Genomic DNA, 15,966 nt, shown 5'->3' with positions numbered 1-15,966 from the left:
TGGCACAGTATTTTACGGAACGCCTGCAAAAGGTCTTCCACATGATTTTTACATCGTATAATCAAAAAAAGGCTCAAGAAGGGTTGCGTCAATTAGAACTCATCGTCAACAATCAGCAAGGTGCAGTACAAACTGATCATTGCGCCTTGAGAAACGATATGACCACCCTTCTTGAAAGTGATATAGATACTAAAGAAGATGCTCTCAAAATAGCCAACGATCCAGAGACCCGAGAGCTAGGTGATGCATATGCACTCTTGGCACGGGTCTATGCAGGACCTCGCTTTACCTGGGAAGAATCTAACTTCCCAGAGGACAATATGCGTACCTATCAGTGTTTACACGATAGTATTCGCCGTTGTAGTCCTATCGGTACATTACAAGCCTTGCGTATCAAAGGATCTATCACGCCTACCGTTGAAAATAATATGCAAATCTCTTTCGATGATGCATTTCGTATTGTTCATGACTATGCAGACCGAGGGGATGCGTATTGCCAATATGTTATAGGGAACGTCTTTTTCTGGCGCGACGATAATCGCATCGACTCCGCTGAAGCTATGTTAACACCTCCTCCTATGAGTTGGTCTAAACGCATTCTAAAAAGCCTTACAACTGGCTCTGTACAGGATCGCATCGCCGCCTTACAAGGCACCGTGCCAGACGATAAATTACAAGAAAAAGCGTCCAGCCTTGCCAAAGAATGGTTTAATAAGGCTCTCGACAACGGTCTTGCCATGTTCCAAGGGAACTTGCGCAATATCTATATCGACGAAGCCGACTTTGCCAATGCGCGCCGCGTCGCCAAGACTGCGGCCGAGCTTGGCAACCCTGCCATGATGCTATATACAGGCCTCGACTGCCATGAAAACGGTAAATTCGAAGATGCGTTCACGTGGTTCACAAAAGGTGCCGCCTTAGGTCAATCTGAAAGCATCGCAGAGTTAGCGGATTATTACTATCATTTCTATGATGCTAAACATTTACGTTGTACTATCCCCTACGACCCGGTAAAAGCCATAGGGCTCTACCGCCGTGCGGCAACAAAAGAGTTTAGTGATGCGGGGTACACCGCCTTGCAGGCAGCTTTTGGATATATCTTTCACATAGGCCACCTTCCTCTCGACTGGGGGCTCATTGCAGACTTAACGCATATGGCGGCTACAAAAGATCGCTTTATGTTCGCCTTGCCCTATATCGGTTACATGCGAATCCACGGTTTGGGAGTGACGAAAAACATTCGCTTCGGTGTACAATCGTTATTGCGTGTCTTAGATGAGGAACAACGCGCCTTCGAAGAGGAAGATCGCATTCTTTTCTACGATATTACGCGCGCCTTAACACGTGTTGCCTTGGGCTATGCCTACGAAAAAGGCTATGTAACAAGCAAACCAGATTTAGATCAAGCCGTATCCTATTACGAGCAATCCCATCAATATATCTTGTCTCACAAAGCCAATTTGGATCCAGAGCTAAAAGATATTCCTATCGATGACGAAGCAGAAGAACGATTAGCGGCCTTTGAAGAGGTTGATGGTCACTGGCAATACAAAGAAGACATTACCGAATCTACTTCTACGGCACGCCCTGCTCCTGCCACCTGGCCTCAAGATGCGGCACGTTTATCTGTGATTATGGACGACTTCCTATGGGATACGACGTTGTATGACTGGCAAACCATCGAAACAGCCTTAGAGTTGCAAGAAGAAATGAAGCTCAGCTTTTACAATCATTTTCTATCCGTTCCAGATGCATTGCGCAATATCTTCAAGCTCGATGTAACGCGGATGCTACGAAATCATTATCAAGTAAGACTGCACGGTTATGATCCAACAGAAGGACATGAAATCGTTTATAAGGCCGTATACAACAAAGACAATACCTTAAGTTTATTAAAAGAGCTTTACCATAATCGTCAATTACCTAGTCTCGAAGAGAACTGGTCCATCGAAAAAAACGAAGAAAAGCCGACCTGGCACTACGTGCTCGATGTAGATCAACAGCCATTCTTGCTAGAGGAATACGACGATGCGAACGCTATGATTCAGACTGCCTTGCAAGGGTTGAAAGAGAGAAAGTACGAACAAATTAATATTCGCACCCATGACTTTGTGGGCCCATCCTATTTTATATTTAAAGGCAATCAGTCGACCCCATTTAGAGTGCAGCTCTATCTGAAAGAATCCGCCCGTCACACCATCGATGAAGATGGGAACCAACAAGACACGCCTGGCAAAACCTACTTATTTGAACAATATGTGGGGAACGAAGTGTCCTTAAATTATTGGATTCAAAAAACAATAAATACCCTGGAAATTCCTGAACTAGATAATTGGAAACAATTAACAGTGCCAAAGGATTTACAAACATAAAAAGACCATCCCCAGTGAGCTGCTCCCCCAAAATTGGACACAATTTTGGGAAGTGAAGTTCAACAGGATGGTCTTTTTTTATTATAGTGTTTTTACAACGCTGGCACAACGTTCACAAAGTGTAGGATGTTCACTATCTTGACCTACTGTATCGCGGTGGATCCAGCAGCGTTCACATTTTTCGAGACCAGAGGCAACAACAACTGTTGCAACACCAGTTTCTTCGTCTTTTACAGCCTCTGCTGGTGCAGAACCGTTTACGATGTGAGCTTCAGATACGATAACGAGTTTAGCCAAGCCTTCTTCACCAAGTGCATGCAATGCGTCGAATGCAGCGCCTTCAGCGTATACTGTAACGGATGCATCCAATGGGTGACCGATTGTTTTATCTTGACGAGCAAGTTCCAATGCTTTTTGTACGGATGTACGCAAGTCTAACAATTGGTTCCATTTATCAGCCAATTCTTGGTTGAAGTGTTCAGGATGACCTTGTGGCCAATCTTGAAGCATAACGGATTCGCGCATACCCTCTTCTTTAGGCATGTATTTCCAAACTTCTTCCGCTGTGAAGGAAAGCACTGGAGATACCATAGCTACCAATGTTTTCAAGATTTCGTACATCGCTGTTTGAGCAGAACGACGAGCTACGTTGTTTTTGCCTTCAGCGTACATAGTATCTTTCATTACATCAAGATAGATGGAGCTCAAGTCTACTGTACAGAAGTTATGAATTGCATGATACAACATGTGGAATTCATAGTTTTCGTATGCATCAGAAACTTTTTGACGTACTTCTTCTAAGCGCAACAATGCCCATTTATCGAATTCAGACATATCTGCGTAAGCCACTTTATCAGTATTTGGATTGAAGTCATCCAAGTTACCGAGCAAGAAGCGGAATGTATTACGAATCTTACGATATACTTCGGATAATTGTTTTACGATGTCTTTAGACAAACGTACGTCTGCTTGGTAATCTGCGGAGGATACCCACAAGCGCATAACGTCAGCGCCGTATACGTCGATGATGTCGCTAGGTGCTACTGTATTACCTACAGATTTGGACATTTTGCGACCTTCGCCATCCACAACGAAGCCATGAGTCAATACGGAGTTGTAAGGTGCCTTACCTGTTGTTGCTACTGCAGTTAACAAGGAAGAGTTGAACCAGCCGCGATGTTGGTCGGAACCTTCAAGGTACATAGCGCATGGTACGTCAAGATCGTTAACTTCAAGTACACCAGCCCAAGAGGAACCAGAATCAAACCATACGTCCATGATGTCAGTTTCTTTTTTGAACTCATCATGACCGCAATGAGGACATTTGAAACCTTCTGGCAACAATTCTTTTGCACTGTGTGCCCACCAAGCATCGGAGCCTTCTACTGCTACTTTTTCTTGTAATGCTTTGATAGTATCATCGTTGATGATGTGCTCGCCGCAGCTTTCACAATAGTAAATAGGAATTGGCACGCCCCAAATACGTTGACGGGAAATTACCCAGTCACCACGATCGCGAACCATGTTGAAGATACGGTCATGACCCCATTTAGGAATCCATTGCACTTGATTGTCGATTGCATCAAGAGCTTGTTGACGGTACCCATCTACAGAGGAGAACCATTGTTCTGTAGCACGGTAGATTACAGGATTTTTACAACGCCAGCAGTGAGCGTATTGGTGACGCAAGCTAGATTTATGAAGCAATGCATTGTTGTGCGCCAAGATTTTGATTACAGGCACCTCTGCATCGTGAATTTCTACGCCAGCCAATGGGAATTCAGTATCGCCATAACGGTTGTCGTCCACTTGTTTTGTATAGTTACCAGTTTCGTTAACAAGGGATACGATAGGAAGCTCTGTTTTACCTTCCTTGTTATAACGCATAACGATATTAAAGTCGTCTTCACCGTGTGCAGGCGCTGTATGAACGCAACCAGTACCAGCATCAAGTGTTACGTGATCGCCAAGTAATACTGTAGAATTACGTTCTACGAATGGATGTTTGAAATCTGCTAATTCTAAGTCTGCACCGGAGAAACGATTCACGATTTCGTATGCTTCGATGCCGATATCTTTCATAGCCGCTTCAACAAGCTCAGTAGCCATCAAGTAGTACTCTTCACCTACTTTTACCCAGCCGTATTCAAGCTCAGGGTTAACGGAGATTGCTACGTTGGCAGGCATTGTCCAAGGAGTAGTTGTCCAGATAACAGCAAATGCTTGTTTAGGATCTACGCCAGCTGGCAATGTTACCTTTTTCTCGGATACGTAAGGGAATTTTACGTAGATGGAGAAAGATTTTTTCTCAGCGTATTCAATTTCTGCTTCTGCCAATGCAGTTTCGCAGTGAGTACACCAGTATACAGTTTTAAGACCTTTATAGATGTGTCCCCGTTTTGCCATTTCGCCGAAGATACCAAGTTGTTTTACTTCGAACTCAGGGCGCAATGTCAAATAAGGACGGTCCCATTCGCCTAATACACCAAAGCGAATGAAGTCTTGTTTTTGGTTTTCTACGCATTCTAATGCATATTCCTTACATTTGTTACGTAAGTCCAATGGTGCCATTTCATGACGGTTAAGACCAGTATTTTTAATAACCGCATGCTCGATTGGCAAACCATGTGTATCCCAACCAGGGATGTAACGAGTATAATGACCAGTCATTGTTTTATATTTCATGATGATGTCCTTCAACGTTTTGTTGAGGGCATGACCGATGTGCAATTTACCATTTGCATATGGAGGGCCATCATGCAAGATGAATGGCTTTGCGTCTTTACGCAACTCCAAACGTTTTTGATAAATCTTGTTGTCCTCCCAGAATGTTAAGATTTCTGGTTCGCGCTTAGGCAAATTGCCGCGCATTGGGAATTCTGTTTCAGGCAAATGTAACGTCTTACCGTAATCCATGATGTGCTCCTTTTACATAAAAAAATCGCCCGTCCCCGAAGGGACGGACTTCATATCCGTGGTACCACCCTACTGACTCTCGTTACTAGTGAAAGCTAACGCCACCGCATTTCTGCGATTGTCACACCATGCCAACACATGATTGTAACACATAAGACGCAACTCATCTCTCATATTGTGAAAGCCACTTAGACATATAACGGTGTTCACCGGCGGTGTTGCCGCTTGCTCCAAAGTGATCCGCATACATCCAAGTTTCCAAACCTTTCAGCCCATGAGTTTGGTCTCTACTAAACCATTCTGATCTATGCCGTCTTTTTCAACGCAATCTTATTCTTAATATACCAAGATATTATAGGGTAGATTTATATACATTGTCAATAGCATCAAATGTAACTTGATCAAAAACCAATCACTTAAAACCTATTTTGTAGTTGCTGCAACAATAGCAAGCCCAACAACATATATAACAACCGTAATAATAGCAACAGCTTTATCCGTACCAGATGTAGGAGTCTGTTCTAAACCTGTTTCAGAAGCCATTTCCGCAGTCACTGTTTCATAACCCACAACAGGACCGTACTCATTTACGTCTTCATCACCACTTTTAGCCAATAGGTACACTACATAGAACCAACCAACAAGTGGAATTAAAGATACCAAAAGCATCCAGCCGGATTTGCCGATATCATGTAAACGACGTACAGATACAGCAATGCTTGGCAATAACAAACCAAAGCTTACAGCTATTGATAACAAGGAGAAAACAATAGCCAAGAAAGTATCTGCTAACAAAGCGTTTAACACTTGAATAATAGTGGATAAGCAAATATATAAAGCCGTAAAACGCCAGTATTCACCACGACCGGCACGACCTTTAAAATTGGTATAATTCTCCATAACAACAAATTTGAAATTATCTTTATATCCTAATTTTTTTGTTACTAAATCACTCATATAAAGCCGCCTCTCATGAGAATAAAACTATAAATATATAAAATAAATGAAAAAGATATAGTATCAATTATATCTTAATTGATACTATATCATAGACTAAATTTAATTAAAAGCTATATATCATAATCAACATAACTTATATTGATTTACAACTTATAGGAAATGCCATGACTGATGGGATAAAGAATAAGCCCATAATGCAATCGAAAGAATAATGAGTCCGATCAATATTCCCACCATAAGCCATCTATAACCTGAACTCGGTGTCGTGCTAAGACGTAATTCCCGGCTCATATCAGGAGTAATCTCAATATAAGATGTCTTATTTCCGTATTCATTAGGTCCTTCTTCACTAGGCTGTACAAACCAGTACAGTAAAAGAAGACCGCCTACGAAAGGAACCATGCTCACCAGCATATACCATCCGGACTTTCCGATATCATGAAGGCGTCGAACTTGCACTGCAAGTGTCGGCAACAGAAGCCCATATGCCCCTATGAATAAAAATATATAGATTATAAGAAATGATGCAATAATATTACCTAATAATATATTCAAGAAACCCGTTACAGTTCCTATTACAGCAAAGACCATATAGTAAAACAATACGTACTGCCAAAGCTCACTGCGGCTTGCCCGCCCACCGATAGTGACATATTTCTTAATAACAGTTCGATGAACCGAATCCAGTATCCCCATAGCATATTTATCATTAGGATACTTTAATGACTCCAGTTCACATGTTAATTCCTGAATACGTTGCTTTATAGCTAATTTCTGAGCATATTTCTCCGCCCCGGTCAAAGGTTTATCTGAAACTATGTTGGACTCTGTACTCACAGGTTCTACATTAGATGAGCCGATTTCAACTTGATGTTGTTCATTTTGTTGTTCATATTGTTGATCATTTTCTATCATATATATTCTCCTAATTATATTTGCTTCGCTGTTAAAAGAAAAAAGCCTACGTAAGTAGGCATTTTATTTCTAATTAAGACAATACACTCATGAGAATTACTTCAAGAATAATAATACCAATACATGCATACATGAATTTACGATCCATGTCTTCAGTTGGAGTTTCTTTAAGACCTGTACGAGCAGCTTCTTCAGCAGTGATTACTTCATAGCTCATTGGAGAACCATATTCGTTATCACCTTCATCACCTTTTTGAACCAATAAGTAAATAACATAGATGATGCCAAATGGAATTAAGCTGATCAAAAGGAACCAACCACTTTTACCAATGTCATGCAAGCGACGAACACCAAGGCCGATAGAAGGTAATAAGATTGCAGCGTTATATGCTAAAGAGATAATCCCTACAACACTAGCTAATGCAGTATCCGCTACAAGAGCGCTCAATACGTTAAGGATACCAGCAATAACAACAGTGATACCATAGAAACGCCAGCATTCACTACGGCTTGCACGGCCTTTGAAATTAGCAAAGTTCCCCATAACCGTATGTTTAAAATTATCTACATACGAAAGATTTTTGATAGATAAATCAGTCATTCTATTCTCTCCTCAAAAAATAACAAATAAATTTAAACTAAAAATATTATAAAATTATTACTAACATTTTTGAAAATTATTTTCTATACATTTTGAGAATACCCTATGCATTATATTAACAATTCATGCAATTATATTCTATGAGAAAAAGTAAAAAACCCATATGATAGGAAAAAATATATTACGATTATACTATTACCAAACTGCAACTTATAGTCACCACATACAAAAACTCTCTCTATAGGAGAGCTATAAAGAGAGTTTATATCATCAATATTTCATTTTAGGATACATCATAGGCTACATCATACTTGTAGTGAGCAGTTTATCTACCAAGAACCACAGCACAAAGATAGCACAGAATAATCCTGCAGTTAGTCCCATGGACGGTGTAGCATCAATAAGGCCTAATTCATGGGCCATTTGTTTTGTTACAACGACTTGACCTGTAGGGGCTCCAAAGCGATTTGATTCGCTTTCACCAGGAAGAGCCATAAGAATCAGTAGGATAGCCGTCCCCACTACAGGGATGAATCCAATAAATACTAACCCACCAGATCGACCTTGATCGTGCAAACGTCGCACCGCAACGGCCACACCAGGAATAACCATAACCACTGACAAGAGGACAAGAATAACTAAACCAAAACCTACGCCTACTGCGCTAGATAAAGGGCTAATATAACTCAAAAAAGCACATGTAAACAGAATGGCAACAAACAACAATTGATAGGCTAAAAAGAAATGCCAATATTCACTACGACTCGCACGGCCGTCAAAATCAGCATATTTATAAATCACGCATTGTTTAAAGTTCTCAATCAAGCCTAGATTATATTTATCTAACGAGATTAGAGGTCTGCTAACATGCCCACATTCTGGGCAGTAACAATCTGTTTTCAATACTTCATGTCCACAATAGGGACAAGATTTCATAATAAACTCCTTCCATCGACAAACAGGATTCCTAAAGCTGAGAAAGTCCTGTTGCACTTAACACATATAGTAACTCAGATATTCTTTATTCATTAATATCTATATTTTTAAATTCATTTAGAATTCATTTTACTACAAAGTGTTATATTGTCTATAAAGGAGGTGTTAAACTTTTATAAAATAAAAAAATGAAGTTGTTAATAAATACAGGTGTCTATTAGAAGTATCCATTTCCATTAATACCATACCATAATATCTCACCAATAATATCGGCAATAATAATAGAATGAATAATAAAGAGGGTAATTCCCATCACCCAGTCTTGACGACGAGATGGAGTTTCTTCTAGGCCGGTAGCCTTGCTAACCTCAGGAGTAATGGTGATGTATGCTGTTCTTTCACCGTATGCATTCACACCTTGATCACCACGACGCAATTCGTAGACGAGGAATATAAAGAAACCTATAATGGGAATAAATGAAATCAGCTGAGTCCAACCACTCCGCCCAATATCATGCATACGACGCGTTGTAAAAGCTATATTGGGAAGTAAAAAGAAGATAGATACCACTGTAGCAACATTATTTATAATCTCTTCATAATTAGGGAATCCCAAGGTACTACAAAGAAAAGCAAAAATTCCAAACAATCCTTGAATCAACATAATGCCTGCCACGAATCGCCAATATTCACTACGGCTAGCACGACCGTTAAAATTAGCATAATTTTTAATACCTAACTTGAAGGCATCGGTATAATTCAAATCATATATATTTATGGTTGACATAACCTAATCCTCCTCCACGGCTTCAATACCAATGATGCTCCAGCCCTTGCCTTCCTTATACAAGCGAACTAATAGCGGCTCTAAATCATCATTCTCAAAGGTAAGGGTAAAGCCTATATAATTAAAAGCTAAATCATCCTCTATATCTTGAGCAACATAGTCAAGCTGAATCGTTTTCACCTTAGGAACCGTTTCCTTAGACATTGCTTGTTCCCATAGTTCAAAGGTACCATATCGTTCCATAGTACGAGCACTCAAGTAACGGTACGCACCATGATAATCCTTTTTATTGAGGGCTTCATAATAATTGCTTACCACAGTACGCCCCTCTGTTGTAGCTGTTTCGCTTTGTAAAAGATGAGTTGCTTGTTTCGTTAACGAACTAGGTTCCAAATTGCCATAAGCAGTCTCTTCTACCTTTAAATTATGATTAATCATTGTACTACCCGCACTAGTGGCAAGCCAACTTAATACCAATATAACAGCAGTAACAATACCCGATACGGAACGTTTTTCCTCTATTACATCAGTTGATACTTCAGCTACAGGTGTATCATATGTCATGAGATTTGATCTATCTACATTATCGCTTGTATTGGGTTGCGACACACCATTATTTTGTATCTCTAATACATTAGGCATAGGCGATGTGCGCTTACATAATAGATATAATAATGCAAGCCAGCCTAAAATAGGAACCAATAGCAAAAAAATCAGCGTTGGATCATTATTAGAGTCTCGCAACCGTCTTGCCATGAGCATAATCTTCGGCAAACATAACAGTATGGACAATACAAATAATACGCCACCACCGATAGAGACAGCATAAAGAAATCCGTACGGTATATATGTCGCAAGACCTGTAATACATATAATTAAGCCATACACAAAGGATATAGCACTTATGGTGAGCCAAAAATCGGCTGTATTGGTACGCCCCTTACTGTTCGCATAGTTTTCCACTAGCTCACGATAGAGGATTTCATATACTCTCTGTTTCATAAAACTCCTACTATAATCTTAGATAATAAACATATATAGTTATTCCTATTATACTATGATTTATCAACTCAGTTGATTTATTTTTATTCATTTCTCATTCATGAATTTTATCTATACTACATATATATTTCTTACAACTAAAATTCGTACAATTAATTATACAGGAGACAATTATGAAAGCTAAATTAATTAAAGCAGTAGCCTTGGCCAGTTTAGGTGCCTTCTTAACTGTTGGTATTGGTGCCAATATAGCCCAAGCTAAAGACTATCGCTACACGATCGGTGACTCCCCTCGCATGAAAAAAAATGCTGATGGCACAGTAGATAGTAGCGATCATCCATGGTTCAAAAAAGGTGAGAAAAAGAAAAAACACAGAAAGCATAAATCATCTAAACGTGATAAACACGACAAAAAGAAACAAACGGAACGGAGCCACCAACATATGCGCTCTGAGTCCTCTAATGACTAAGGCCTTTCTTAACTAGCATTGCTAGCCATATAAAGCACAAAACTAACCTAACAAAAGGACGTTATACAATGTATAACGTCCTTTTGTGTTATTTTTGATTCAATTGTTAGCTTAAGATCTAAAGATCATTACATAGACTATATTTAAGATTATGGTCTACCTATGATTACGTTAAATAGTTACGTTAAATGATTACTACTCTTTGATTTGTACGATTTGGAATAGCGTATATTGATTAGTGCGCAAGATCATAGTACCACTACGGGCCTCAGTAAATGGTGTGCCATCTCGTTTTCCACTCAGGCGAATAGCAAAAGCGATTTGTACTTCATCCTTTGAGTCAGATATAACTTCAAGTATATCGTAGTCTACGCGGCGCACACCTTCATAGGCTTTAGCGAGACTTTCTTTTGTAGGATATTTCTCGCGTTCTGCTCCACCAAGCCGAGCATGGGCCTCTCGAAACTGTTCATTCACAACCTCTTCAAAGAATCGCTCCACAGAAATACGCGCTTCAAGACCATACGACTTCGCTTCAGAGTTTGTTTTCTTGGAGTATCTAGCAGCAGCATTAAAATCGCCACCTTGAAAAACATTGGCGAAGCCCTCGGCAATATTATAATTTCCATACCACGCAAGGACTAAACTCACAACGAGTACTACTAGCATCTTACGATCTGTCGTCTTTGTTGGACTCGTAGAAATTTGTAACTTAGCGCTCAAATTTTCATCGATATTCTCAGTATATAGAGGCTTACCAAATCAGTTTTCTCCAGGGTCTCCTGCTTTCACCGTCCAATATAATAAGGATAATGGACCAATGACAGGCACTAAAATTAGTAGAGCAAGCCAGCCCGATTGATTCACATCGTGTAAACGACGAATCGTGATGGTTATAGCTGGAATAACAGTTACAAAGAACAGCAAAATGCTAAGCATTACCCATGCAATGAATTGATTTCCATCATCAGCATTAGCCCAACCGATAACCGCACATATCCAGTGAATGGCACACCAAATCAAAGTCATCACTAGCATATACCGCCAGTAATTGCCACGCGAGGAACGCCCCTCTATCGTGAGCCACTGGAGAAGAAATGTATTGATAAAATTATCTTTATAGCCTTGATTATAGCGTTCAAAATCTACAATAGTAAGGCCTGTTTGACGGCTTACTGTCGTATGAACAGGAATATTTACATTTGCCATATTCCCGCCACAGCGCAAGCAAATAGACTGATTGTTTGGCCCTTCTTTACCACAACGTGTACAGCGTTGCATACGACCTCCTAAAAAACACTTACTATAAACACTTTCGTAATACTGTATTATCACATTCGTAATACTGCATTATCGCGTTTGTAATACTGCATTATCGCTCTCGCAGTACTACATCATCGCCTTTGCAATACTACATAATTGCGTGCATAATACTCTGTATATAATAATAGGGCCTATCACGACGATAGGTCCTATTTTTACTTGTCACCTCTATTATATAAGGCAACCCTATTATGCGCCAGCCTTTAGGACAGCTTGTTTCATAGATTGTACATAGTCGAATAACGCTTGATCCGCATTTTCACCGTGTTCTGCCACGATTTTAACGATAGCAGAGCCTACGATGGCACCGTCGGATACACGTGCCATAGCTTCCGCTTGTCCTGGCTTAGAGATACCAAAACCAACAGCTACCGGGATATCTGTATATTTGCGAACAGTTTCAACGATAGATTTAATATCCGTCTTGATTTCGCTACGCATCCCCGTAACGCCAAGAGAAGATACGCAGTAGATAAAGCCTTCTGCGTCTTTAGCGATCATTTCAATGCGATTTTCAGATGTTGGAGCGATCAAAGATACTATTTCAACACCGTATTTATGAGCGATACTACCAAGCTCGCCTTTTTCTTCAAAGGGCATGTCTGGCACGATAATACCAGAGATTCCAACCTCTTCGCAGAGGGTAAAGAATTTCTCACGACCAAACACGTAAATTGGATTCAAGTAAGTCATGAATACGAGAGGAGTCGTCACCGCATCATCACCTGTACGCAAACGGCGCACCATATCGAAAATATCGTTGATTTTTACGCCTGAGGAGAGAGCACGTGTGCTCGCTTCTTGGATAACGGGGCCTTCTGCCGTAGGATCGGAGAAAGGAATGCCGATTTCTACCATGTCGGCGCCGGCTTTCACCATAACTCGAATATAACGTTCTGTCGTCTCGATGCCGTGATCACCAGCGCTGATGAACGGGATGAATGCCTTGCCCTTTGTGAAAGCGTCTTTAATGTTACTCATGAAGATCCACCCCTCTGTATTTCGCCATAGCCGCCACGTCTTTGTCGCCGCGACCAGATAAACAAATAATAATGATATCGTCCTTGCTCATAGCAGGAGCGATTTTACGAGCATGCGCCACCGCGTGAGCACTCTCGATAGCTGGAATAATCCCCTCTAAACGAGACAAGTATTCGAAAGCATCTACTGCTTCGTCGTCTGTGACAGGCACGTATTCTGCGCGACCACTATCGTGCAAGTACGCATGTTCAGGGCCGATACCAGGATAATCAAGGCCTGCAGAGATAGAGTATACTGGAGCGATTTGGCCGTCTTCGTCTTGGCAGAAGTAAGATTTCATACCGTGGAAGATACCAACAGAGCCCTTCGCAATTGTCGCTGCATGTTCCTCTGTATCGATGCCGCGACCTGCCGCTTCACAACCGATGAGGCGAACACCTTCATCGTCTATGAAGTGATAAAACATGCCCATCGCATTGGAGCCACCACCTACACAAGCCATAACAGCTGTTGGCAATTTGCCTTCTGCTTCAAGGATTTGCTCACGCGCTTCACGGCTGATGATGGATTGGAAATCGCGAACGATCACAGGGAATGGATGAGCACCCATAACAGAACCTAACACATAGTGCGTATCGGACATGCGATTTGTCCATTCGCGCATCGCTTCAGATACGGCATCTTTCAATGTGCTAGTGCCGCTAGTTACAGCATGTACCTTTGCCCCAAGCAATTGCATGCGATATACGTTGAGCGCTTGGCGTTCACAGTCCTCTGCACCCATGTATACTTCACACTCCATGTCCATTAAAGCCGCAATAGTTGCCGTAGCCACACCGTGCTGGCCCGCACCAGTTTCAGCAATAACGCGCGTTTTACCCATCCGTTTCGCCAATAACATTTGACCGATTACATTATTCAATTTGTGAGAACCAGTATGGTTCAAGTCCTCTCGTTTTAAATAGATTTTGGCGCCCCCAAGATCCTTTGTCATGCGTTCTGCATAGTATAAAAGGGATGGACGGCCTGTATATTTTTTATGTAAATCCTCAAGTTCGCGTACGAAATCAGGATCATCTTTGTACCTGTTGTACGCCTCTTCCAATTCGATGACTGCATTCATCAATGTTTCCGGCATAAATTGACCACCAAAGGAGCCAAAATAGCCATGTCTTTGTTCACTCATATAACTTACCTTTCTATATACCATTCTTGCTAGCACGCCATATTATGGCATGGCTATTGTTCTTACGATGTTGGTGAAAGCTTTAATCTTTTCATCGTCTTTCACGCCTTCTGTTTCAATGCCGCTACTAATATCGATGCCATAAGGTCGAACCGTGCGAATAGCACGCGCTACATTGGTGCTATCGATACCACCAGCCAGCATAAATGGTCGTTCAAACTCATCTAACGAGGACCAGTCGAAAACTTCGCCTGTGCCGCCCCGCTCATCTTTGTGGTACGCATCAAATAATAGCATATCAGCACTGCTATCAATCCACGCCTCTGCATCTGCAGCACTGCGGATTTGAACAGCCTTCCAAACCTCTACATTAGTACGTTCTTTTAAGGATTGGATGAAAGCTTCATCTTCATCACCGTGCAATTGCACCGCATCAAGATTTACTTCTGTGGCAATCGTAACGAGATTATCTAGCGTTTCATTGACAAAAATGCCTACCGTTTTAATAAATTCTTGATGTATAAGTGTCTGATTACTGTATTGTTCTGTGCCTCTGTTATATCGATTTACGTATTGTTTATGTAGTTCTTCAACTAAGGTTTTTGCTTGGTCTACAGTGACTTGTCGTTTACTTGGTGCAAATACAAGGCCCATGTAGTCTGGCTTTGCATCGACGATGGCTGGGATTGTTTCAACCTTGGAGATACCACACATCTTAACCTTAGGAGTATAATATGTTGGCCCATAAAGATAGGCTAACTTTTCAACCTTATTGGGAGAACGCATGAAAGTTTCCCCCATCAAGGCAACACCGATATTATTATCGCGCAATACTTGGATATCCTCTGGCGTTTCAAGACCGCTTTCAGATACGAAGATTACATCGTCTTCAACGAGATTACGCAAACGTACACTGTTTTGTACATCCACCGTAAAGTCTTTCAAATTGCGGTTATTAACGCCAATGATACGAGCACCGCAATCGATGGCCATTTGCACTTCTGCTTCGTCGTGAGCCTCTACTAGGGAAGACAATCCTAACGAGTCTGCTAATTCACGGAACTTCGTCAATGTTGGCACATCAAGGCAGGCACAAATCAAGAGGATTGCACTAGCCCCCCACACCTTCGCTTGGTAAATTTGGTATTCATCAATGATGAAGTCCTTACGAAGCACAGGGATTTTTACAGTGCTCGCGATTTCTTGAAGATATGTTTTATCACCTTTAAAGAAGTCTGGCTCAGTCAACACGGAAATAGCCGCCGCACCTGCTACTTCATATTCTTTGGCGATCTCTAAATAGGGGAAGTGCTCAGCAATGATTCCCTTAGACGGAGAAGCCTTCTTTACTTCGCAAATGAAGTTGAAGTCTTGCTGACGAAGGGCTGCTTCAAAGGGAAATCCTGTATCAGATGGTAACGCCAAAGCCGCTGCTTTCACAGAATCAGGCGATTCAATCTGTTTTTCTTGGGCTACCCGAATTTTAGTAGCCTCTATAATCTTATCTAAAATCAATG

The 15,966-nt window shown here is 41.1% G+C and carries 15 protein-coding genes; 2 read left to right on the top strand and 13 right to left on the bottom strand.

Features of this window, described 5'->3' with window-relative positions:
* Positions 1-2,372, top strand: a 2,372-nt coding sequence (locus Q0507_RS07730) for a tetratricopeptide repeat protein (RefSeq protein ID WP_298714744.1), incomplete at its 5' end; no start/stop codon positions are given.
* Between the two features lie 81 nt (positions 2,373-2,453).
* Here the strand turns inward: Q0507_RS07730 and ileS are convergent.
* The 8 genes from ileS to Q0507_RS07690 form a co-directional block, all read right to left on the bottom strand.
* The gene (ileS, locus tag Q0507_RS07725; RefSeq protein WP_298714741.1) at positions 2,454-5,288 is read right to left on the bottom strand and encodes an isoleucine--tRNA ligase; all 2,835 of its coding nucleotides are present in this window, start codon (positions 5,286-5,288) and stop codon (positions 2,454-2,456) included.
* A 69-nt stretch (positions 5,289-5,357) separates the two neighbouring features.
* Positions 5,358-5,534: a hypothetical protein gene (locus Q0507_RS07720; protein ID WP_298714738.1), complete on the bottom strand. Its 177-nt coding sequence runs from the start codon at positions 5,532-5,534 to the stop codon at positions 5,358-5,360.
* 177 nt (positions 5,535-5,711) lie between these two features.
* The gene (locus Q0507_RS07715) at positions 5,712-6,245 is read right to left on the bottom strand and encodes a DUF805 domain-containing protein (protein ID WP_298714735.1); all 534 of its coding nucleotides are present in this window, start codon (positions 6,243-6,245) and stop codon (positions 5,712-5,714) included.
* 153 nt (positions 6,246-6,398) lie between these two features.
* Positions 6,399-7,163, bottom strand: coding sequence for a DUF805 domain-containing protein (locus tag Q0507_RS07710; protein WP_298714732.1), 765 nt, complete (start codon positions 7,161-7,163; stop codon positions 6,399-6,401).
* Between the two features lie 73 nt (positions 7,164-7,236).
* Positions 7,237-7,764, bottom strand: coding sequence for a DUF805 domain-containing protein (locus Q0507_RS07705; protein WP_298714729.1), 528 nt, complete (start codon positions 7,762-7,764; stop codon positions 7,237-7,239).
* Positions 7,765-8,064: 300 nt separating this feature from the next.
* The gene (locus tag Q0507_RS07700) at positions 8,065-8,700 is read right to left on the bottom strand and encodes a DUF805 domain-containing protein (RefSeq protein ID WP_298714726.1); all 636 of its coding nucleotides are present in this window, start codon (positions 8,698-8,700) and stop codon (positions 8,065-8,067) included.
* A gap of 217 nt (positions 8,701-8,917) precedes the next feature.
* Positions 8,918-9,487, bottom strand: coding sequence for a DUF805 domain-containing protein (locus Q0507_RS07695; RefSeq protein ID WP_298714723.1), 570 nt, complete (start codon positions 9,485-9,487; stop codon positions 8,918-8,920).
* Between the two features lie 3 nt (positions 9,488-9,490).
* Entirely contained in the window at positions 9,491-10,489 is a 999-nt protein-coding gene (locus Q0507_RS07690; protein WP_298714720.1) for a DUF805 domain-containing protein, read from the bottom strand.
* A gap of 173 nt (positions 10,490-10,662) precedes the next feature.
* Between Q0507_RS07690 and Q0507_RS07685 the strand changes: the two genes are divergently transcribed.
* A complete protein-coding gene (locus tag Q0507_RS07685; RefSeq protein WP_298714717.1) occupies positions 10,663-10,959 on the top strand; it encodes a hypothetical protein in 297 nt (98 codons plus the stop codon).
* 195 nt (positions 10,960-11,154) lie between these two features.
* On the opposite strand, the gene Q0507_RS07680 is transcribed toward Q0507_RS07685, so the two are convergent.
* From Q0507_RS07680 to trpCF, 5 genes are all read right to left on the bottom strand, one after another.
* Positions 11,155-11,682: a hypothetical protein gene (locus Q0507_RS07680; protein ID WP_298714714.1), complete on the bottom strand. Its 528-nt coding sequence runs from the start codon at positions 11,680-11,682 to the stop codon at positions 11,155-11,157.
* Between the two features lie 39 nt (positions 11,683-11,721).
* Positions 11,722-12,240 carry a DUF805 domain-containing protein gene (locus Q0507_RS07675; RefSeq protein ID WP_298714711.1) on the bottom strand — a complete coding sequence of 173 codons (519 nt, stop codon included), beginning with the start codon at positions 12,238-12,240 and terminating at the stop codon, positions 11,722-11,724.
* 231 nt (positions 12,241-12,471) lie between these two features.
* On the bottom strand, positions 12,472-13,263 hold the full coding sequence (trpA, locus tag Q0507_RS07670) for a tryptophan synthase subunit alpha (protein ID WP_298714708.1): 792 nt from the start codon (positions 13,261-13,263) through the stop codon (positions 12,472-12,474).
* Positions 13,256-14,449: a tryptophan synthase subunit beta gene (gene trpB / locus Q0507_RS07665; protein ID WP_298714705.1), complete on the bottom strand. Its 1,194-nt coding sequence runs from the start codon at positions 14,447-14,449 to the stop codon at positions 13,256-13,258. Before trpB ends, trpA begins: the two co-directional genes overlap by 8 nt.
* 42 nt (positions 14,450-14,491) lie before the next feature.
* Positions 14,492-15,964 carry a bifunctional indole-3-glycerol-phosphate synthase TrpC/phosphoribosylanthranilate isomerase TrpF gene (gene trpCF, locus Q0507_RS07660; RefSeq protein ID WP_298714703.1) on the bottom strand — a complete coding sequence of 491 codons (1,473 nt, stop codon included), beginning with the start codon at positions 15,962-15,964 and terminating at the stop codon, positions 14,492-14,494.
* Positions 15,965-15,966 lie beyond the last annotated feature (2 nt).

This window comes from uncultured Veillonella sp. (assembly GCF_938010505.1).
Classification (GTDB): domain Bacteria; phylum Bacillota; class Negativicutes; order Veillonellales; family Veillonellaceae; genus Veillonella.
This window is presented reverse-complemented; position numbering and strand designations above follow the sequence as displayed.

Excerpts from the sequence above, each read along its gene's own strand:
- ileS (WP_298714741.1), bottom strand. The coding sequence starts at position 5,288 with ATGGATTACGGTAAGACGTTACATTTGCCTGAAACAGAATTCCCAATG.
- Q0507_RS07720 (WP_298714738.1), bottom strand. The coding sequence starts at position 5,534 with ATGCGGATCACTTTGGAGCAAGCGGCAACACCGCCGGTGAACACCGTT.
- Q0507_RS07715 (WP_298714735.1), bottom strand. The coding sequence starts at position 6,245 with ATGAGTGATTTAGTAACAAAAAAATTAGGATATAAAGATAATTTCAAA.
- Q0507_RS07710 (WP_298714732.1), bottom strand. The coding sequence starts at position 7,163 with ATGATAGAAAATGATCAACAATATGAACAACAAAATGAACAACATCAA.
- Q0507_RS07705 (WP_298714729.1), bottom strand. The coding sequence starts at position 7,764 with ATGACTGATTTATCTATCAAAAATCTTTCGTATGTAGATAATTTTAAA.
- Q0507_RS07700 (WP_298714726.1), bottom strand. The coding sequence starts at position 8,700 with ATGAAATCTTGTCCCTATTGTGGACATGAAGTATTGAAAACAGATTGT.
- Q0507_RS07695 (WP_298714723.1), bottom strand. The coding sequence starts at position 9,487 with ATGTCAACCATAAATATATATGATTTGAATTATACCGATGCCTTCAAG.
- Q0507_RS07690 (WP_298714720.1), bottom strand. The coding sequence starts at position 10,489 with ATGAAACAGAGAGTATATGAAATCCTCTATCGTGAGCTAGTGGAAAAC.
- Q0507_RS07685 (WP_298714717.1), top strand. The coding sequence starts at position 10,663 with ATGAAAGCTAAATTAATTAAAGCAGTAGCCTTGGCCAGTTTAGGTGCC.
- Q0507_RS07675 (WP_298714711.1), bottom strand. The coding sequence starts at position 12,240 with ATGCAACGCTGTACACGTTGTGGTAAAGAAGGGCCAAACAATCAGTCT.
- trpA (WP_298714708.1), bottom strand. The coding sequence starts at position 13,263 with ATGAGTAACATTAAAGACGCTTTCACAAAGGGCAAGGCATTCATCCCG.
- trpB (WP_298714705.1), bottom strand. The coding sequence starts at position 14,449 with ATGAGTGAACAAAGACATGGCTATTTTGGCTCCTTTGGTGGTCAATTT.